Origin of the sequence: Yoonia sp. R2-816 (genome assembly GCF_046762905.1) — a bacterium.
Lineage (GTDB): Bacteria > Pseudomonadota > Alphaproteobacteria > Rhodobacterales > Rhodobacteraceae > Yoonia.
The window spans coordinates 1-18,290 of record NZ_JBKQXN010000316.1 but is presented as its reverse complement, the minus strand read 5'-3'; the positions used below and the strand labels follow the sequence as shown (position 1 = coordinate 18,290).

Genomic DNA, 18,290 nt, shown 5'->3' with positions numbered 1-18,290 from the left:
TCAATTTTCATCGTTAGGCGGGCGATCCGCATCCGGCTATGCATGCGCCATGACATATGAACTCTACATCGGTGATCGCACCTTCAGCAGCTGGTCTTTGCGGGGCTGGCTGATGCTGGAAAAATTCGGCCTGCCCTACAACACACATCTGGTCGGGCTCTACGCCGGGACCTACCGGAATGAACTTGCGCATCTGGCGCCCGCCCGGACTGTGCCAACCATGCAAACAGCCGAGGGCCATGTGCTGACCGATAGCCTCGCCATGGCCGAAACGCTGGTGGAAAATCACCCCGAAATCGACCTTTATCCGCGCGAACCGGCAGCCCGGGCACTGGCCCGGTCGATCACGGCGGAAATGCACAGCGGCTTCATGGCCTTGAGAGAGGCCTGCCCGAACATGATCACCCATGTCTGGAAAGGGTTCAAACCGTCCGACGCCGTGATTGCTGATCTCGCCCGGATCGAGGAACTCTGGGCGTTGGCCCGCAAACGGCATGGGTCCGGTGGGCCATGGCTCTTCGGGCAATACAGTCTCGCCGATGTGTTCTATGCCCCCGTCACCTTGCGGATGACCGCCTACGGACTGCCGATCAGCGATGCCGCACAGCGTTACGTCAACGCCCACCTGTCAGACCCCGCATTTCTGGCCTGGCGCGAGGCGTCCAAATCCGAAATCTACGATCCGTGGCCCTATCCCATGAACCTGGATCGCCTTCCCTGGCCAGACGTTAACCATTCCTAAACCACGCCCCACTACCCGTTAACCAGATCGGGGAGATGGCGATGGTCGCAAAGGCCTATACAGTAGCTTTTGAAGGGATCGAGGCACGGCTGGTCGAGGTGCAATGCGCCGTCAGCCCGGGCGTCCCGGCCTTTTCTGTGGTCGGCCTGCCGGACAAGGCCGTGTCAGAGGCAAAGGAACGGGTGCGCGCCGCACTGACAGCCATGGCCATTGCCCTGCCGTCGAAGCGGATCACGATCAACCTGTCGCCCGCCGACCTGCCAAAAGAGGGATCGCATTTCGACCTGCCCATTGCGCTGGCACTGCTAGCCGCGCTCGAAATCATTCCACCGGAAGACGCCGAACAAACGGTCGCCTTGGGCGAACTCTCACTTGATGGCGCGCTGGTCGCGGTCGTCGGCGCCTTGCCCGCCGCCATGGCCGCCGCGAACGATGACCGCACGCTGCTCTGCCCTCAAGCCTGCGGCGCAGAGGCCGCGTGGGTTGGGGCCGCCAACGTCATCGCCCCACGGACACTGGCGGATGTGGTGCGGCACTACACCGGCCAATCAGTACTCAACCCCTCCGAACCGGGTGAGGTGCATAGCCGCGCAGAAAACAAGGACCTGTCCGAAGTCAAAGGTCAGGAACGGGCCAAACGCGCGCTCGAAATCGCCGCCGCCGGGCGGCACCATCTATTCCTTGTCGGCTCACCCGGGTCTGGCAAATCCATGCTGGCCGCCCGCATTCCCGGCATTCTGCCACCCCTGACCCCGGCAGAGGCGCTGGAAACCTCGATGATCCACTCGCTTTGCGGTCTGCTGGACGAAGGCGGGATCAACCGTGAACGACCTTTCTGTGAACCACACCATACCGCCTCCATGCCCGCCATTGTCGGCGGTGGGCGAACAGCCAAACCGGGCCAGATCAGCCTTGCGCATAATGGCGTCCTTTTCATGGATGAATTCCCAGAGTTCGCACGCACCGTTCTGGAAACCCTGCGCCAACCAATCGAAACCGGCGAAGTCGTCGTCGCCCGCGCCAATGCGCATGTGCGTTACCCTTGTCGTTTCATGCTGGTCGCTGCCGCCAACCCCTGCAAATGCGGGTATCTGGCCGATCCGGGGCGGGCCTGTACCCGCGCCCCGATCTGTGGTGAGGATTATCTGGGCCGCATATCCGGCCCCCTGATGGACCGGTTTGATCTGCGGGTCGAGGTCCCGCCAGTGGCCTTCACCGATCTTGATCTGCCTGAAGACGGCGAAAGCTCTGCCACTGTGGCAGCACGGGTTGCCAAAGCGCGCCAGACCCAGACCAAACGCTATGACGAGCGCGACGATATCCGGGTTAACGCCGATGCCGAAGGTCACATCCTTGAGGAAGTCGCAACACCCGACACGGAAGGGCGCGAATTGCTCGTCAAGGTCGCCGAACGGTTCGGGCTGTCCGCCCGCGGCTATCACCGGGTTCTGCGGGTGGCACGCACCATCGCTGATCTGGACGGCTCCGACACCGTACGCAAACCCCACGTGGCCGAGGCGGTGAGCTACCGGCTCGCCATGACAAAAGAGGTATGAACAAAATCCGCAATCTCGCGCAACGCCGCACGGGCCTCTGGAATATAGCCATCGAACATTTGCCAGACATGCGGGACATCGTCCCAGACACGCAGCAGCGCGGCATCACCCAAAACATCCGCCATACGCCTTGCATCATCCAGCAGCGCCTCGCCTCCGCCCACCTGGATCAGCACCGATGGCGGCTCGCAGAAACGGGCAAATATCGGCGACGCGCGCGGATCGTCCACGGCAGCGCCCTGCAGATATCGCTCAACCAGTTCGGGCATCCGGCCAACCGGCAGCAACACCTCTTCGCGCGACCGCAAACTGTCGCCGCACAGCGTCATATCCGTCCACGGCGACATCGCAAAGCACGCCGCCGGTCGGGTGCCGCGCGCGCAAAGCCGCACCAGCAGCGCCAGCATCAGACCGCCCCCCGCACTGTCACCGCCCAGCACAATGTCGGACGGGCGATACCCCTTGGCCAGCAGCGCGTCCCAGGCACGCACCGCATCATCAAACGCCGCCGGAAACGGGGTGTCCTGCAACAACCGGTAATCCGGGGCGCAAACCCGCAACCCGGTCAGTTTCGCAATCCGGCCCAGCAAACCCCGATACGCAACCCCACTGCCCACAATGAACGCGCCACCATGCAGGTACAGGATCACGCGCCGGGGATCAGTCCTTCCGACACTGATCCAATGCAGGCGCAAATCGCCCGCCCGCTCGGTCAGATGGCAGATAAACGGTGGTCCCCGAAACAGGCGCGGACCGATCCGGTCAAACGCGCGAGCCTGCCGTTCCGGCGACCGCGCGCGACCCAGAACAGGCCGGACAGCGTAGCGCAGCCAGGCATTCAGGATACGTAAACGCATATCAGCCAGCGCGACGCGCCTCGATCGCGATCCAGATCTTTTCGGCGATATTCACCCCGTCGAACCGCTCAAGTTCCTGAATACCAGTGGGCGAGGTCACGTTGATCTCGGTCAGCCAGTCACCGATCACGTCGATGCCGACGAAAATCTGACCTTTCTCCCGTAACAGCGGGCCGATCCGGGCACAAATCTCGCGGTCGCGGTCGCTCAGTTGAACCTTCTCAGGCCGCCCTCCCACATGCATGTTCGACCGTGTTTCGCCAGCAGCCGGCACACGATTGATCGCCCCGACAGGCTCGCCATCGACCAAGATAATCCGCTTGTCCCCTTTGGAAACGGCAGGCAGAAATTGCTGCATGATCAACGGTTCACGATTGATACCCGTGAACAGCTCATGCAGCGATGCGAGGTTACTGTCTGCATGGGCCAGCTTGAACACACCGGCACCACCGTTACCATAAAGCGGCTTCAGGATTACATCGCCATGCGCCTCGCGAAACGCCCGCAATGTGGCAAGGTCGCGGGCAATCATCGTCGGCGGCGTCAGATCAGGAAACTGCAGCACCAACAGCTTTTCAGGATAATTGCGGACCCAGAACGGATCATTCACAACCAGTGTCTCGGGATGCACCATATCCAGAATATGTGTCGTGGTGATGTATCCCATATCAAATGGCGGGTCTTGGCGAAGCCACACCACATCCATATCCGCCAGATCGACGACCTGCGCGTCACCCAAACGGAAATGGTCACCCTTGATACGCTGAACGGTTAGCGGCCAACCGCGTGCAACCACTTGGCCCCGATCATAAGCCAGCTTATCGGGTGTATAATAGAAAAGCCGATGACCCCGCGCTTGGGCCTCTTCTGCTATGCGAAACGTGCTGTCCGCATCGATATCAATCGGCCCAATCGGGTCCATCTGAAAAGCTATCTTCAGCGCCATGGCCGACCTCACGCATATCAAAACTGAGGTGATACATGGCGCAGTCAGCCCGCTGGTGCAATGGCTGCGTCAGGCCTCCATGAACGCATTCTCGATCACTTTGACGGCACCGTACCCATCCACCATCGCCAGATCAAAGCGCATATCGGTCAATTGACCACGCGGTTCGCCCGCCAGAAATTCAGCCGCCGCACCGCACAGCCGATCCATCTGACGACGGCCCAGACGGCTGGCCGCACGCGCAAATGTCTTGCTTTTCTTGACCTCAACAAACACGACCGTCTCGCCATCGCGCATGATAAGATCAATCTCACCGCTTTGGCCCCGCCAACGCCTTGCCGCCAGACGATGCTGCCTGCGCCCATAGTCGCCCGCAACGATCTCTTCCGCAGCCAGGCCGGCTTGATAACCCGTTTGTCCTGTCATTCATATTCTCCCAGTTTGAGGGCCACCTGATAAACCTGTCTGCGTGGCAGCCCAAGCGCACCGGCCACGACCGTGGCTGCATCCTTGACCCGCATGGTTTTCATTGCATCCCTCAACGCCGTCTCTACATCCATTTCGGCCACATCCGTCGCACCTGCACGGCCCACAAGTACAACCAATTCGCCCTTCACCGACCTCTCGCCAAAGGCCGCTGTCAATTCGCCCAACGTGCCCCGACTGATCTCTTCAAACCGTTTTGTCAGTTCCCGACAGACAACCGCCTGCCGTTCCTCTCCCAAAACATCACGCAAATTACCTAACATTTCACGAATGCGTTTCGGGCTTTCATAAAACACCAGCGTAAATGGGATATCGCGCAGCGCCGCAATCTCGGTTTCGCGCTGCTGTCTTGCCGCAGGAAGGAACCCAACAAACGCAAACCTATCAGTTGGCAAGCCTGATACAGTCAGCGCGGCTAGCACCGCCGACGCCCCCGGCGCGGTCGTCACGGGCAATCCTGCGGCAATCATCGCCCGGCCCAGCTCATAACCCGGATCGGCAACCAAAGGCGTACCCGCCTCGGACACGTAAGCGACCGACTTACCGCCCGCCACAGCCGCCACCAACCCGTTTGTGGTCCCCTCGCCGCTATGGTCATGAAAGGCCACAACCTTGCGCCCATTCAACGGAACGCCGTGAATTTCCATCAGTTTTCGCGCCGTCCTGGTATCCTCCGCGGCGATCAGATCGGCCGAGGCCAGGATATCCAGCGCCCGCAATGTGATATCCCGCGCCGACCCGATTGGGGTCGCGACAAAGTATAACCCGGCAGAGAGTGGCTTGCTGACATAATTCATCGCTGGACCCGCGTGCCCCCTGCTTTATGATGTGCCCCGAATAGCAGCGATGCCCGGGCACAGATCCGGCAACCGCGGCGCCATCCAAGGGGGATATCATTTATGTTTGCTCGTTTCAGCCAGGCCCGCAACCCGGCGGCGCGGTTTTTTGCCTTTATGTCACTGATGTGGCTTGCGGCCTGTGACCCCGCCCTGTCAACCACGGCCAATGTCGGCCCGCAAATCGATGCCGATGACCCGGTGCAGGTGGCCCTTCTGGTGCCCGGTGGATCAGGCGCGGGCAGCGATGCATTCCTCGCACAAAACCTTGAAAACGCGGCCCGGCTGGCCATTGCCGATCTCGATGGGGCGGATATCCGGTTGCGGGTTTACAACACCGGTGCGAACCCTGCACTTGCCGCCGATGTGGCCCGCGCCGCCGTCAATGATGGTGCGCAAATCATTCTGGGACCACTTTTCGCCGAAGCCGCAAATGCCGCAGGCGTAGCCGTGGCCGACCGCAATGTGAACGTGCTGGCATTTTCCAACAATCCGACTATTGCAGGCGGCAATGTCTTTATCCTTGGCAACACGTTCGACAATACCGCAAACCGGCTGGTGCAATATGCCAACCGGCAGGGGATCAGCCGTTATCTGGTTCTGCATGGGGATGATGTGGCCGGCAATCTGGGACGCGATGCCATCACAAACGCAGTGCAGCGCAACGGATCACAGGTCGTCGCCACAGATAGTTACCCCTTGTCGCAGCAGGGCATATTTACATCCACCCGGCGGATTGTGTCATCGGCCCGCAACGCCGATGCGATCTTTATGACTGCAGGCGTCAACGCCGACCTACCTATTCTGGCCACCGCTCTGCCGGAGGCCGGGATTGACACCACCAGCACCCGGTTCATCGGCCTGACCCGCTGGGATGCGGTGCCGCAGGCCGCCGCACTGCCCGGGCTGCAGGGCGGTCTGTTTGCCATGCCGGATCAATCCACCGCCGCGCTTTTCGCCAATCGCTACGCTGCTACCTATGGGGAAAACCCGCATCCGTTGGCGGGGCTCGCCTATGACGGGATTGCGGCAATTGGTGCGCTGGTGGCAGCTGGCAATGATCAGGCGCTGACCAAGGGCGCGTTGACCAGCCCGCAGGGTTTCCGCGGCACAGCGGGCGTGTTCCGGCTCTTGCCCAACGGGCTCAACGAACGCGCGCTGGCTATTGCAACAATTCAAAACAATCAGGTGGTCGTCCTTGAACAAGCCCCAAGAAGCTTTGGCGGCGCAGGATTCTGATCCTGCCGACACGCTGACAATCGCTGCGCCGGACGGTTTGATCTGTCCGGCGTCTGTCATTTTTGACACACCTGCCGTGTCGGCCGCCATCGCCGAGGCGGCAAGCAATGCCACGTCCGAAATGGACCTGCGCAGTGCCGTCGTATCGATCTTGGGCAAAGCGCGCCAAGATGGGCGGACAGCCATCGCCACGGCCTTCCAGGCGCAGCCATTTGCTGCGCGGCCCGCGACCCGTAGCTATAGCTGGCTGACCGATCAGATCGTCACACAGGCGCTGCACATCGCCATGCACCACCTGCATCCGCTGCCCAACCCGACCGAAGGCGAAAAACTGTCGCTGATCGCCGTTGGCGGCTATGGGCGGGGTGAAATGGCGGGGTATTCTGACGTCGATCTGCTTTTCCTGACGCCCTATAAAATGACTCCATGGGCAGAAAGCGTCATCGAATCGATGCTGTACATCCTCTGGGACCTCAAGCTGAAGGTCGGCCATGCCAGCCGCACAATCAGCGAATGTATCAGACTGGCGCGCGACGACTATACCATCCGGACCTCACTGGTCGAATACCGCTATCTGGCGGGCGACGCCGCCTTGGCCGACGAGCTGGGCAAGCGGCTGTGGAAGGATCTGTTCAAATCGACCACCGCCGAATTCATTGATGCCAAGCTTGAAGAACGGGCCGAACGTCACCGCAAACAGGGCGGGCAACGCTATGTGGTCGAACCCAATGTAAAAGAGGGCAAGGGTGGGCTACGCGATCTGCAATCACTGTTCTGGATCAGCAAATACGTACACGGGGTCAAAGACGCCGCCGATCTGGTCGACCTCAAGGTTTTCACCCCGGAAGAATTCGAAACATTCGTCACGGCTGAGGATTTCCTCTGGGCCGTGCGTTGCCATCTGCACCTGATCGCCAACAGGGCGATGGATCAGCTCACCTTCGACATGCAGGTCGAGGTGGCAGCCGCCATGGGCTATACCGATCACGGGGGCAGACGGGCCGTCGAACATTTCATGCAGGCCTATTTCCGGCAGGCGACCAAAGTCGGCGAACTGACGCGGATCGTTCTGACGGCGCTTGAGGCGGATCACACCAAGCCCGAACCAATGCTCGCCCGTTTGCTCAGCCGGCGCAAGAAAGCCAAACCACCCTATGCGATCAAACAGAACCGGCTGACGGTCGCCGACGAAAAGGCCTTCTTCGCCGACAAGCTCAACATGCTGCGGATCTTCGAAGAGGCGCTGCGCACCGGCACGCTGCTGCACCCCGACGCCATGCGACTGCTCTCGGCCAATCTCGACTTGATTGACGAAGACATGCGTCAGGACAAGACGGCGACACGCATCTTTCTTGACCTGATGCTCAAACACGGCAATCCCGAACGGGGGCTGCGGCGGATGAATGAACTGGGTGTGCTCGATGCGTTCATACCCGAATTCGCGCCCATCGTCGCCATGATGCAATTCAACATGTACCACCACTACACGGTGGACGAACACACGATCCAATGCATCAGCAACCTGGCCCAGATCGAACGCAAGGAACTTATCGAGGAACTGCCCGTCGCCTCGGGCATCCTGGAACGTGGGGTCAACCGCAAGGTGCTCTACGTGGCCCTGCTCCTTCATGATATCGGTAAAGGCCGGAACGAGGATCATTCGATCCTCGGCGCGCAGATCGCGCGCAAGGTGGCGCCCCGTCTTGGGTTGAACAAGAAAGACTGCGAAACAGTCGAATGGCTCATCCGCTATCATCTTCTGATGTCAGACGTCGCCCAAAAACGGGATATCTCTGAACCACGCACGGTGCGTGGCTTTGCCAACGCGGTCAAATCGGTGGAGCGGCTTGATCTGCTGACGGTGCTAACAGTCTGCGATATCCGGGGCGTCGGGCCTGGCACGTGGAACAACTGGAAGGCCGTCCTGATCCGCAACCTTTACAAGGCCACCAAGAACGCCCTTCAGACCGGGATTGAGGATATCAACCGCGAAACCCGCGAAGTCGAAGCAAAACGCGCCCTGCGCGATGCGCTCGCCGATTGGGCACCCAAGGACATCAAGACTGAAATGGGACGGCACTACGGACCCTATTTGCAAGGGATGCCGCTAGCCGCTCAGATCATCTTTGCCGATATGCTGCGTGATATCGCCGATGATCAGATCAAGGTTGATCTGATGCTCGACGAAGACCGTGATGCGACAAGGGCCTGTTTTGCCATGGTCGATCACCCCGGTCTCTTCAGCCGGATGACCGGAGCGCTGACCCTTGTGGGTGCCAATATCGTGGACGCGCGGACCTATACGACCAAGGATGGCTATGCCACAGCCGTGTTCTGGATACAGGACAATGATGGCAATCCTTACGAGGAAGCACGCCTGCCCCGCCTACGCGACGTGATCGTCAAAACGCTCAAGGGCGAGGTCGTGCCGCGCGACAAATTCAAGGACAAGGAAATCAAGAAACGCGAACGGGCATTCAAAGTGCCCACCAATATCACCTTCGACAACGAAGGGTCCGACATCTACACCATCATTGAAGTCGATACACGTGACCGCCCCGGACTTCTGTTCGATTTGACACGAACTCTTGCACATAATCACGTCTATATTGCCTCTGCGGTCATCGCGACTTACGGGGAACAGGTGGTGGATACATTCTATGTCAAGGACATGGTCGGGCTGAAATACCATTCCGAACCCAAACGCAAAGCGCTGGAACAGAAACTGCGCGACGCGATCAGCCAGGTCGCTGAGCGGGCCGGCGCATGACGAGGCATCATAAGGGGGCAAATTTCTTGCAAGAAATTTGTCAAAAGTTCTCCAAAACTCTTGGGCGCGCCGTATGAAACCTATCCGCTTAATGGCAGGCTTTTTCACGGTCGGCATCTGGACGTTGCTGAGCCGCGTGCTTGGCTTTGTCCGCGACATCATGATCGCGGCATTCCTCGGGACCGGGCCGGTGGCAGAGGCCTTTCTAATCGCCTTCTCGCTACCCAACCTCTTCCGCCGCTTCTTTGCCGAAGGGGCGTTCAACATGGCCTTCGTCCCGATGTTCTCTAAGAAACTCGAAGGCGATGATGACGCGCACCGCTTTGCCCAGGACGCCTTTGTCGGTCTGGCTGGTATCCTGACCGTGTTTACTGTGATCGGTGTCATCCTGATGCCGGCGCTTGTGACCATGATGGCCAGCGGGTTCATCGGCACCGAGCGATTTGACCTTGCCGTTTATTATGGGCGCATCGCCTTTCCATACATTCTATTTATCTCTCTCTCTGCTCTGCTGTCGGGGGTTCTCAACGCCACGGGACGATTTGCGGCGGCGGCGGCGGCACCGGTTCTACTCAACATAATATTTGTCGGCGCCTTGCTGATCGGCGCTGTCTTCAGCGACAACAGCCAATCCGAAATCGGCAGCATTCTGGCCTATGCCGTCCCTTTTGCGGGCATCGCCCAAATGATGCTGGTCTGGGTGGCCGCCAAACGGGCGGGCTTTGCACTGATGCCGGGCTGGCCCAAAATAACGCCCGAACTCAAACGGCTGGCTATCATCGCAGCACCCGCCGCGCTCGCCGGTGGGGTCGTTCAGATCAACCTGTTGGTCGGGCGACAGGTGGCCAGCTTCTTTGATGGGGCGGTGGCATGGCTCAACTACGCTGACCGGCTCTACCAACTCCCCCTGGGGGTCGTGGGCATCGCCATCGGCGTCGTACTGCTCCCCGATCTGTCCCGTCGCTTGCGCGCTGGCGACGATACCGGTGGCAAGGACGCCTTCAACCGCGCCTGCGAACTCAGCCTCGCTCTGACCATTCCAGCCGCCATCGCTCTTATGGTCATTCCCCTGCCCCTTGTCAGCGTCCTTTACGAACGCGGGGCGTTTACCAGCGATGACACAGCCAACACCGCGATTGCCGTCGCCATATACGGGCTCGGACTACCTGCCTTTGTCATGCAAAAAGCGCTGCAGCCACTATTTTTCGCCCGCGAGGACACCAAGCGGCCATTCTACTATGCCCTCGTCGCCATGGCACTGAACGCGGCCCTTGCCATCGGCCTGTCCCCAATCATCGGCTTCACCGCCGCCGCGATCGGGACAACCATCACCGGTTGGGCCACTGTTGCACTGTTGTGGTGGGGGTCACGCAATATGGGCGATGCGGCACAGTTCGATGACCGTTTCAAACGGCGGCTCTGGCGGATCATCGTCGCCGCCATCGGCATGGGGGTTATCCTTGCCATCAGCGCCACCATCATGAAACCGTTCTTTGGCACCGCGACTATTCGCTACGCGGCCCTCGCATTGCTCATCAGCATCGGGATCATCAGCTACTTCGGGATCGGGCACCTGATCGGTGCCTTCCGCATGGGCGAATTCCGGCGCGCATTGCGCCGTTAGGAGCGCTGGCGCATCCGGTCCAGGAATGTCGTCCAGCCCCCAGGCGCCAAAAGCACCGAAATACCAAGCCCGCCAAAGAATCCGGACAGCTCGGCAATCCATGATGGCGGTGGCGGGGCCTCGGCGATCAGGCCGAACACCACGCCAAAGATCAGTTGAATCAAGAGCAGCACGCCAATCAGGCGAAAGGCAAGCAACTGGTTCTGACCGGCCTGCCCCAATTGCAGCCACAGCGCATATGTATAGGCGCCGATCAGGCCATAAACCGGGGTGAACCCGCCATAAAGCGGGAAATCCCCGTTCGCCAGCAGGCCAAACACAAACGCGCCGACGATGCTGGAAAACACATAGATGACCAAGACCTTCAGCCCGCCGTAATATTCGCCTGCGAACTTGCCCAGGGCCAGGGTCAGCGCGGCGCAGAACGCCACCTGGGTCAGTTGGGCATTGACATAAGGATAGGTGACAAAGCGCTTGAGCATATCGAAAGAGTAATTCGCCCGCTCCACCACCCGATCAAACACGCGCGTCGAAAAGCCGAATTCATTGACCGCATTCAATCGCCAGCTCAACCCCTGCGGTCCGCCAATAAAACCGTTATTGGCCAGTTGCAGAACAACCTCGATGCCGACAATCAAGAGCGTCAGTGCGATCACAACAGGCGGGATGGCATTCAGCGGCTTTTCGGGGGTCATCGGGCGGCCTTTGCGGGCTGTTGAAGTTGACGGGTCTGTCTGGCATGGGTATGCGACGCCTGCCCCGAAATCCAGCCCCGAAACCAAACCGGACCCTGACATGACCGACACAAAATTCACCCCCCGCGTCTTTTCCGGGATCAAGCCCTCTGGCGGGTTGCAACTGGGTAACTATCTGGGGGCGATCAAGCGGTTCGTCGGCATGCAGGGCGAAATGGAAACCGTCTATTGCGTGGTCGATCTGCACGCCATTACTGTCTGGCAGGACCCGGCAGAGCTGGCCAATGGCACGCGCGAGGTCGCCGCAGGTTATCTGGCCGCCGGGCTCGACCCGACCAAATCCATCCTTTTCAACCAGTCACAGGTGCCCGCCCATGCTGAACTGGGCTGGATCTTCAGCTGCGTGGCGCGCGTCGGCTGGATGAACCGGATGACCCAGTTCAAGGACAAGGCGGGTGCAAATGCCGAAAAGGAGTCGCTGGGACTTTATGCCTATCCAGCCCTGATGGCAGCCGACATCCTGCTTTATCACGCCACCCATGTGCCCGTGGGCGAGGATCAGAAACAGCATGTGGAACTGACGCGCGATATTGCCGCTAAATTCAATCACGATTTCAAATCGGATTTCTTTCCGATCACTGAACCGGTGATCGACGGGCCCGCCACGCGGGTGATGAACCTGCGGGATGGGACGAAAAAGATGTCCAAGTCGGGCGAAAGCGACATGGAGCGGGTCAACATGACCGATGATGCCGACACCATCGTCAAGAAATTCAAGAAGGCCAAGACAGATCCGGCACCGCTGCCAGAAACCGTCGAGGGGCTGAAGGATCGGCCAGAGGCGCGCAACCTTGTCGAAATCTACGCCGCACTTGATGATACCACGCCAGAGGCCGTGATCGCCCAATATCCCGGCGCAGGCTGGGGCACGTTCAAACCCGCACTTGCTGACCTGGCAGTGGCAAAACTGGCCCCGATCGCCGATGAAATGGGGCGGCTGATGAACGACCCCGCTGAAATCGACCGGATCCTGGGCGACGGGGCGGAACGGGCGCGGGCCATTGCCGACCCGATCCTGCAAAAGACCTATGACATCGTGGGGTTGCTGCGGTCGTAAGCAAGGCGCGGGGGGCGCGGCGACAGGGGCAGACGCGTGATCCTGTCCGTGTCGCGCGGCGGTGACCAAGCCATGGTCAGGCTGTGATGACGCCGGACCGGACCGTAGCGGCCCAGTTTGCAGGCCGGGACCAGCGTGATTTCACATTTCTGCACCATCACAACCCGTCCCATGGTCAGCTCTCCAGCGCGTCCAGGGCCCGTTCGCGGGCGCGCAACGAATGGCCATAGACCTTGACGTTGGGAATGCCAGCAATCTCACTGGCCATGAACCAGTCAACCGCCGCCAGCGCCCCATTATTGCAATAGGTGATCACCTCGCCACGCTGCCATTCCAGCCCGGCATCCTTGATCCGCATGAAAATCTCAAGATCGTCACCGGCCATGCCCTTGTCGCCGGTGATCAGTTCCTCGGCATTCAGTGTGAATGACCCTTCGATAGAGGCGTCATTCATGATCTGATGCAGCGGGCGGGCATCCAGCAATTGCGCGTCGCTGGTGCCATTGATGACGGCATCCACATCCTCATGGGTGGCAAGCCAGGTCCCATTTACCGTGATGACCTCTTGCGATGGCACGATCTCGACCGCTTCGGTGGACATCTCGCCGCCCATATCCTTCCAGCCGCGCACCCCGCCATTCAGAATGGCGATGTTTTCAAAACCGGCTGTCTTCAGCACCCAATAGACCCAGGCGGCCGATCCAAAGTTGCCGCGCGCGGCACTGCTGTGCACGATCACGACGGGGCGATCCTTGGTCAGGCCCATGGATTGGATGGCACGGGTCATATCCGCATCAGTGGGCACGTTCAGCGGGTCGGCCCAGATATTGCGCCAGGTGCCGTAGGGGACATTCACCGCACCGGGAATATGGCCGCTGGCATAGCTGTAAAGGCTACGGATGGCGCGCGGGTTGCGGATATCGACGATCTGCGGCTCTGTCAGGCCCATCAGTACCTGCAGATCAACCGCGCCGATCAACGGGGGGACCTGCACCTGTTCTACAGCACTGTCTGCCAGCGCGCTGGACGCGTACATTGACTGCTGGGCCGTTGCGGGGCTCGCCATGATCAGGCTCAGCGCCAACGCGGCAGCCACATTCGCTTTGGCAAGGATCGGGCGGTTGGACATTACAAACATCGGGGTACTCACTTACTCACTGTCGCTTTTCTGATACCGGCTCAACAAAGCCGAATGAGGGCGCATTCCCGACCAAAGCTGGCTTTTTCAAGGGACGAAAAGTGACTTTACGGCAACTGAAGATGAACGGGCCAGGTCACGGAACCGCCTTTCAGGATTAGTCAGACCGGGCGACGATGCGCCGCCATGGGCAGAATTAGACCCCAACGGGTCTGGCGCGGGGCACCCAGCTTGCGAAACCCGACCTTGGCATAGGCGGCGATGGCGCGGGTATTGTCCGGATGCGGATCAATCGCAATCACCGGGGCCCCTGCATCAAACAAATCTCCCATACGCTGCGCGATAAATCCGGGGCCGTGCCCCTGCCCCAACATCTCTGCGGGGCCAATGAACTGATCAATGTCGCGCACGCCCGGCGGAAGATGGGAAAAGTGGTGATCCGCCCACCCATGCACATCATAATCCTGCAGGTAGCCAAAGGGCGTGCCATCCATCGCCACAATCCATTGCGAGACGCGCGGATCGGCCAGATCCGCCGCATCATAGACCGGGTCATCATCCCACCACCGTGCGACATGCGGCAGCGCCTGCCAGGCGCTGACCATGGGCATATCTTTCAGGCGGGCCGGACGAAACTGATATGGGCCGGGTTTTCTCATGCCGTCAGCATCGCAAATCCGGAGCGGTCCGCGAAAGGCACAATCCTTAACGGCTCATTCATCTTTCGACCGCGCGGGGCGTTAATGCGGTGATTTGGGCCTTTGGGGTCCGACGTAAGGCCGACGCGATGCCGACGCGATGCCGACCAGCCATTTCGCACCAAACCCCAACGTTAACTGATGATTCGCTCATTCAGGCAAATCGTGGTGTTGCGCCGTCCTGCCGCACCCACCGAACGTTGCGCACACACTGTCATAAATCTGAAACGCGCCGGGTGAATTCTGCAGCCATCCGGCGGAACAGAATCGCTTTGCCCCGCCATTGCACGATGCCCATACCGTCCCTCGGGTTCATCCTGCAGGCGCGTTCGATGTTCCCCGGCATCGAACGCGCCGCCCCTTCTTTACCTTCGGTAAACGCAGGCCTAGGGTTCCGGCAAGGGAGAGACGAAAATGGCAACCGGGACGCATATCCGCACATATTTTCAAGGGCAATGGCATGATGGCGACATCCCCATCATGCGCGCTGCCGATCATGGCAGCTGGCTGGGCACAACCGTGTTTGACGGGGCGCGCGCGGTCAACGGGCTGACCCCGGATCTTGATCTGCATTGCGCCCGCGCCAACCATTCCGCCAAGGCGCTGATGCTGACACCCACGGTCAGCACCGACGATATGCTCGCCATCATCCGCGAAGGCCTGCAGGCCTATCCCAAGGACGCCGCGATCTATATCCGGCCCATGTACTGGGCGATCCATGGCGATGCGGCGGCCATTGTGCCCGATCCGGGCGAGACCGGCTTTGCCATCTGTCTAGAAGAAATCCCCTTCGCCCCACCCACCGCCACAACCACGCTGGGCCCGACGAAATTCCGGCGACCGGTGATGGAGGATAACGTGGTCAACGCCAAGGCGGGCTGCCTTTATCCCAATAACGCCAGGATGTTAGCCGAGGTGCGCACACGCGGCTTTGCCAATGCTCTGGTCGCTGACGCGATGGGCAATGTGGCCGAAACCGCCACCACAAATGTGTTCATGGTCAAGGATGGGGTGGCGTTAACGCCCATCGCAAACGGCACGTTCCTCGCCGGGATCACCCGCGCCCGGCACATCGCCAATATGAAGGCCGACGGGATAGAGGTGCATGAGACCGTGCTGACCTTTGACGATTTCCGCGACGCGGATGAGGTGTTTCTGTCCGGCAATATGTCCAAGGTCACACCCGTCACCGCCTTTGAAGACAGGCAGTATCAGGTTGGCCCGATCACCAAGCGGGTGCGCGAGATGTATTGGGATTGGGCGGCGTCCAACGCATGACGGATTGGCGCAGGATCGCTGTCAGACTGCTGCTTCTCGCCGCCCTGTCGGTCGTCGGGGCCATTGTGGCAATCCTGCTCAAACTTCCCATCCCGCTGTTGATCGGACCTGCGATCGCCACGACCATTGGCGCGCTTTGCGGGCTAGACCTGCGGTTCCCGAAACCCCTGCGCAACGCGGTCTTTCTGGTCGCGGGTGTCGCAATCGGGGCCACCGTTTCACCGGCGTCGGTCGTGGCGTTAACCAAATGGCCATTTGCCTTTGCCATCCTCGGGTTTTCCCTGATCGCGATGGTTCTGCTAGGGCGGCGATTGATGCAGCACCTGATGAGCACCGATGCCCGATCCGCCCTGCTTGCGGCCACGCCGGGGCATCTGAGCTATGTCATCGCGCTGGGCGAAGACCTCAAACTCCCGACCGAGCGGGTCGCCATCGTGCAATCAATCCGACTCTTGGCGCTGACGTTGGCCGTGCCTTTCGCCGCCTATCTGGCAGGGATTGAAACAGGCGTCGGGATCACGCCCAGCGACACGACCGAAATGACCCTGCTGCAAACGGCCCTTTGCCTTTTGGCGGCCGCTGCACTTGCGCCGCTGGCGATATATCTGCGCATCCCTGCCGCCACCCTGATCGCCGGTATGGCCGTCGGGGCCGCCGCGCGGCTGACCGGGTTCACGCCCGGAACGCTCAGCTATTGGATCGCCTATCCGGCCCTGGCCGCCATTGGCGCTTTGATCGGCACCCGGTTCGTGGGGATCAGCCTGCAGGATTTGCGGCAATCTGCATTCGCAGGTCTAGCCGGCACCACACTGGCCGCGCTGATCACGCTTTTGGCCGCTCTGGCGGCGATGCGGATCGTGGATATGCCGCTCTTGCACGTGCTTGTGGCCTTCGCGCCCGGCGGTCTTGAAACCATGACCGTCATGGGGGTCGCCATCGGGGCCAATCCCGGCTTTGTCGCGGCGGCCCATGTGGCGCGGCTGTTGCTGCTGTCAGTGCTGATCCCGGTCATGATCGGACGTGCGCAAGGCCCGTTGCCAGCGCCGCGCTGATACTTCACAATCAGCCCGACTGAGGGAGAATACCATGCGCAAGTTTCTGGTCGTGCTGGATGACAGCCGCGAATGTCTGAACGCGATGCGCTTTGCCGCGATGCGGGCGGCGCATTCGGGCGGGGGCGTTGCGATCCTGTCGATCATTCCGCCTGATGAATTCAATCACTGGATCGGCGTGGGCGAGATCATGCGCGCCGAAGCCCGTGAACGGATCGAGGTCCATTACGAGGTTTTCGCCAAATGGATGCGCGACAAACAAAACGTACATCCCGAACTGATCATCCGCGAAGGCGAACCGCTGGTAGAGATCATGAACCAGATCAAGGAAGACCCGGATATCGGTGTGCTGGTTCTGGGTGCAGGCACCGATAACAAGGGGCCGGGGCCGCTGGTCACGCATCTGAGCCGTCAGGCAGGCAGCCTGCCCATTCCGATCACGATTGTGCCCGGTGATCTGTCCAAGGAACGGCTTGAAGCCATCACCTGATGGATCGCCACGCGGCATGGGCCGTCACTGCCGCTATCCCCTTGCTGGCGCTTGTGTTCTATAGCACGACGCGTCTGCTACCACCATTCTGGGGATATTTCGCCGCGCTGGCGGTGTATTGGGGCTGCATCCTGATCCCCTTGATCGCATGGCGCGGCGGCTTTCGTCTGAAGCGGCTGCAACTCAAATGGCCCGCCAGGTGGCTGGTCATTGTCAATGTCTTGGTGATCTTGGCGGTGGCCGTTGCGGCCATCCTGGCATTGCTGGAAAACGCCCTGCCGCTCTGGATCATCGCAGTAATGGGGACATGTGCCGTTTTGAACGGCACACTGGAAGAATTGTTCTGGCGCGGCACCGTGTTGCAGGACGACGCGACACGGTCTGATCAGGCGATACAGCTTTTCCTTTTCACCGGCTGGCACATTGCCTTGCTGTTCGCCGCTGACGTCGCCACCACCGGCGGTGCGACAGCGCTTTTGGGCGGTGCCTTACTCGGCGGAATTCTATGGACCGCATCGAAAGTTCAGACTGGTACGGTCGGATTCGGCGTGCTGGCACATATTGGTCTGAACCTGTTTGCCTTCACCGAACTGGCCGCGAACAACGTGATTTGATTTCATTCCGGTCACGCCCTCGCGAAAAGTTGGAAATAATTGGGTGTCACGCAATTGGGTGCGCCTGAAATCTGTGAACAGCTGAAAGAGTTTGCGGGGGTCCGGGGCTGACCTAGGGGCAGCCTGGCGCACAGATCGGGGTCGGGTTCTGT

Annotated in this window: 18 protein-coding genes; 10 read left to right on the top strand and 8 right to left on the bottom strand. The window is 60.2% G+C overall.

Annotated features, from left to right (window positions below; genetic code table 11):
- Positions 1–49 precede the first annotated feature (49 nt).
- Together ACFWW2_RS21130 and ACFWW2_RS21125 are read left to right on the top strand one after the other, a co-directional pair.
- Positions 50–742, top strand: coding sequence for a glutathione S-transferase (locus ACFWW2_RS21130; protein ID WP_393931540.1), 693 nt, complete (start codon positions 50–52; stop codon positions 740–742).
- A 41-nt stretch (positions 743–783) separates the two neighbouring features.
- Positions 784–2,298 (top strand): YifB family Mg chelatase-like AAA ATPase, encoded by a 1,515-nt coding sequence (locus ACFWW2_RS21125; RefSeq protein ID WP_393931866.1) that lies wholly within the window; start codon positions 784–786, stop codon positions 2,296–2,298.
- Here the strand turns inward: ACFWW2_RS21125 and ACFWW2_RS21120 are convergent.
- The 4 genes from ACFWW2_RS21120 to rsmI form a co-directional block, all read right to left on the bottom strand.
- Positions 2,268–3,155 carry an alpha/beta hydrolase gene (locus tag ACFWW2_RS21120; protein WP_393931538.1) on the bottom strand — a complete coding sequence of 296 codons (888 nt, stop codon included), beginning with the start codon at positions 3,153–3,155 and terminating at the stop codon, positions 2,268–2,270. The two genes, ACFWW2_RS21125 and ACFWW2_RS21120, sit on opposite strands and share 31 nt — an antisense overlap.
- 1 nt (position 3,156) lies before the next feature.
- Positions 3,157–4,101: a glutathione synthase gene (gene gshB, locus ACFWW2_RS21115; protein WP_393931536.1), complete on the bottom strand. Its 945-nt coding sequence runs from the start codon at positions 4,099–4,101 to the stop codon at positions 3,157–3,159.
- A gap of 69 nt (positions 4,102–4,170) precedes the next feature.
- Positions 4,171–4,527, bottom strand: coding sequence for a YraN family protein (locus ACFWW2_RS21110; RefSeq protein ID WP_393931534.1), 357 nt, complete (start codon positions 4,525–4,527; stop codon positions 4,171–4,173).
- The gene (rsmI, locus tag ACFWW2_RS21105; RefSeq protein WP_393931532.1) at positions 4,524–5,384 is read right to left on the bottom strand and encodes a 16S rRNA (cytidine(1402)-2'-O)-methyltransferase; all 861 of its coding nucleotides are present in this window, start codon (positions 5,382–5,384) and stop codon (positions 4,524–4,526) included. The genes ACFWW2_RS21110 and rsmI overlap by 4 nt, the downstream gene beginning before the upstream one ends.
- Positions 5,385–5,486: 102 nt before the next feature.
- Between rsmI and ACFWW2_RS21100 the strand changes: the two genes are divergently transcribed.
- The 3 genes from ACFWW2_RS21100 (at position 5,487) to murJ (ending at position 11,056) form a co-directional block, all read left to right on the top strand.
- Positions 5,487–6,662 (top strand): penicillin-binding protein activator, encoded by a 1,176-nt coding sequence (locus ACFWW2_RS21100; protein ID WP_393931530.1) that lies wholly within the window; start codon positions 5,487–5,489, stop codon positions 6,660–6,662.
- The gene (locus tag ACFWW2_RS21095; protein ID WP_393931528.1) at positions 6,622–9,432 is read left to right on the top strand and encodes a [protein-PII] uridylyltransferase; all 2,811 of its coding nucleotides are present in this window, start codon (positions 6,622–6,624) and stop codon (positions 9,430–9,432) included. The genes ACFWW2_RS21100 and ACFWW2_RS21095 overlap by 41 nt, the downstream gene beginning before the upstream one ends.
- A 73-nt stretch (positions 9,433–9,505) precedes the next feature.
- Entirely contained in the window at positions 9,506–11,056 is a 1,551-nt protein-coding gene (murJ, locus tag ACFWW2_RS21090) for a murein biosynthesis integral membrane protein MurJ (RefSeq protein ID WP_393931526.1), read from the top strand.
- On the opposite strand, the gene ACFWW2_RS21085 is transcribed toward murJ, so the two are convergent.
- Entirely contained in the window at positions 11,053–11,751 is a 699-nt protein-coding gene (locus ACFWW2_RS21085; RefSeq protein WP_393931524.1) for a rhomboid family intramembrane serine protease, read from the bottom strand. The two genes, murJ and ACFWW2_RS21085, sit on opposite strands and share 4 nt — an antisense overlap.
- Before the next feature lie 100 nt (positions 11,752–11,851).
- Here ACFWW2_RS21085 and trpS point away from each other — a divergent pair, with 100 nt between their 5' ends.
- Positions 11,852–12,868 carry a tryptophan--tRNA ligase gene (gene trpS / locus ACFWW2_RS21080; protein ID WP_393931864.1) on the top strand — a complete coding sequence of 339 codons (1,017 nt, stop codon included), beginning with the start codon at positions 11,852–11,854 and terminating at the stop codon, positions 12,866–12,868.
- On the opposite strand, the gene ACFWW2_RS21075 is transcribed toward trpS, so the two are convergent.
- The 3 genes from ACFWW2_RS21075 to ACFWW2_RS21065 all read right to left on the bottom strand — a co-directional run bounded on the left by ACFWW2_RS21075 (position 12,838) and on the right by ACFWW2_RS21065 (position 14,665).
- On the bottom strand, positions 12,838–13,041 hold the full coding sequence (locus ACFWW2_RS21075; RefSeq protein WP_393931522.1) for a hypothetical protein: 204 nt from the start codon (positions 13,039–13,041) through the stop codon (positions 12,838–12,840). The two genes, trpS and ACFWW2_RS21075, sit on opposite strands and share 31 nt — an antisense overlap.
- A 2-nt stretch (positions 13,042–13,043) precedes the next feature.
- On the bottom strand, positions 13,044–14,006 hold the full coding sequence (locus ACFWW2_RS21070) for a sulfurtransferase (RefSeq protein ID WP_393931520.1): 963 nt from the start codon (positions 14,004–14,006) through the stop codon (positions 13,044–13,046).
- Positions 14,007–14,167: 161 nt separating this feature from the next.
- Positions 14,168–14,665 carry a GNAT family N-acetyltransferase gene (locus tag ACFWW2_RS21065; RefSeq protein WP_393931518.1) on the bottom strand — a complete coding sequence of 166 codons (498 nt, stop codon included), beginning with the start codon at positions 14,663–14,665 and terminating at the stop codon, positions 14,168–14,170.
- A gap of 453 nt (positions 14,666–15,118) precedes the next feature.
- Between ACFWW2_RS21065 and ACFWW2_RS21060 the strand changes: the two genes are divergently transcribed.
- Genes ACFWW2_RS21060 through ACFWW2_RS21045 form a run of 4 tightly spaced genes read left to right on the top strand, consistent with a single transcriptional unit; the run spans position 15,119 to position 18,138 of the window.
- Positions 15,119–15,982: a branched-chain amino acid aminotransferase gene (locus tag ACFWW2_RS21060; RefSeq protein WP_393931517.1), complete on the top strand. Its 864-nt coding sequence runs from the start codon at positions 15,119–15,121 to the stop codon at positions 15,980–15,982.
- Positions 15,979–17,034, top strand: a complete 1,056-nt coding sequence (locus ACFWW2_RS21055) for an AbrB family transcriptional regulator (RefSeq protein ID WP_393931515.1) — start codon at positions 15,979–15,981, stop codon at positions 17,032–17,034. The genes ACFWW2_RS21060 and ACFWW2_RS21055 overlap by 4 nt, the downstream gene beginning before the upstream one ends.
- A gap of 34 nt (positions 17,035–17,068) precedes the next feature.
- Positions 17,069–17,524, top strand: coding sequence for a universal stress protein (locus tag ACFWW2_RS21050; protein ID WP_393931513.1), 456 nt, complete (start codon positions 17,069–17,071; stop codon positions 17,522–17,524).
- Positions 17,524–18,138 carry a type II CAAX prenyl endopeptidase Rce1 family protein gene (locus ACFWW2_RS21045; RefSeq protein ID WP_393931511.1) on the top strand — a complete coding sequence of 205 codons (615 nt, stop codon included), beginning with the start codon at positions 17,524–17,526 and terminating at the stop codon, positions 18,136–18,138. Before ACFWW2_RS21050 ends, ACFWW2_RS21045 begins: the two co-directional genes overlap by 1 nt.
- Positions 18,139–18,290 lie beyond the last annotated feature (152 nt).

Excerpts from the sequence above, each read along its gene's own strand:
- ACFWW2_RS21130 (WP_393931540.1), top strand. The coding sequence starts at position 50 with ATGACATATGAACTCTACATCGGTGATCGCACCTTCAGCAGCTGGTCT.
- ACFWW2_RS21125 (WP_393931866.1), top strand. The coding sequence starts at position 784 with ATGGTCGCAAAGGCCTATACAGTAGCTTTTGAAGGGATCGAGGCACGG.
- ACFWW2_RS21120 (WP_393931538.1), bottom strand. The coding sequence starts at position 3,155 with ATGCGTTTACGTATCCTGAATGCCTGGCTGCGCTACGCTGTCCGGCCT.
- gshB (WP_393931536.1), bottom strand. The coding sequence starts at position 4,101 with ATGGCGCTGAAGATAGCTTTTCAGATGGACCCGATTGGGCCGATTGAT.
- ACFWW2_RS21110 (WP_393931534.1), bottom strand. The coding sequence starts at position 4,527 with ATGACAGGACAAACGGGTTATCAAGCCGGCCTGGCTGCGGAAGAGATC.
- rsmI (WP_393931532.1), bottom strand. The coding sequence starts at position 5,384 with ATGAATTATGTCAGCAAGCCACTCTCTGCCGGGTTATACTTTGTCGCG.
- ACFWW2_RS21100 (WP_393931530.1), top strand. The coding sequence starts at position 5,487 with ATGTTTGCTCGTTTCAGCCAGGCCCGCAACCCGGCGGCGCGGTTTTTT.
- murJ (WP_393931526.1), top strand. The coding sequence starts at position 9,506 with ATGAAACCTATCCGCTTAATGGCAGGCTTTTTCACGGTCGGCATCTGG.
- ACFWW2_RS21085 (WP_393931524.1), bottom strand. The coding sequence starts at position 11,751 with ATGACCCCCGAAAAGCCGCTGAATGCCATCCCGCCTGTTGTGATCGCA.
- trpS (WP_393931864.1), top strand. The coding sequence starts at position 11,852 with ATGACCGACACAAAATTCACCCCCCGCGTCTTTTCCGGGATCAAGCCC.
- ACFWW2_RS21075 (WP_393931522.1), bottom strand. The coding sequence starts at position 13,041 with ATGGGACGGGTTGTGATGGTGCAGAAATGTGAAATCACGCTGGTCCCG.
- ACFWW2_RS21070 (WP_393931520.1), bottom strand. The coding sequence starts at position 14,006 with ATGTTTGTAATGTCCAACCGCCCGATCCTTGCCAAAGCGAATGTGGCT.
- ACFWW2_RS21065 (WP_393931518.1), bottom strand. The coding sequence starts at position 14,665 with ATGAGAAAACCCGGCCCATATCAGTTTCGTCCGGCCCGCCTGAAAGAT.
- ACFWW2_RS21060 (WP_393931517.1), top strand. The coding sequence starts at position 15,119 with ATGGCAACCGGGACGCATATCCGCACATATTTTCAAGGGCAATGGCAT.
- ACFWW2_RS21055 (WP_393931515.1), top strand. The coding sequence starts at position 15,979 with ATGACGGATTGGCGCAGGATCGCTGTCAGACTGCTGCTTCTCGCCGCC.
- ACFWW2_RS21050 (WP_393931513.1), top strand. The coding sequence starts at position 17,069 with ATGCGCAAGTTTCTGGTCGTGCTGGATGACAGCCGCGAATGTCTGAAC.
- ACFWW2_RS21045 (WP_393931511.1), top strand. The coding sequence starts at position 17,524 with ATGGATCGCCACGCGGCATGGGCCGTCACTGCCGCTATCCCCTTGCTG.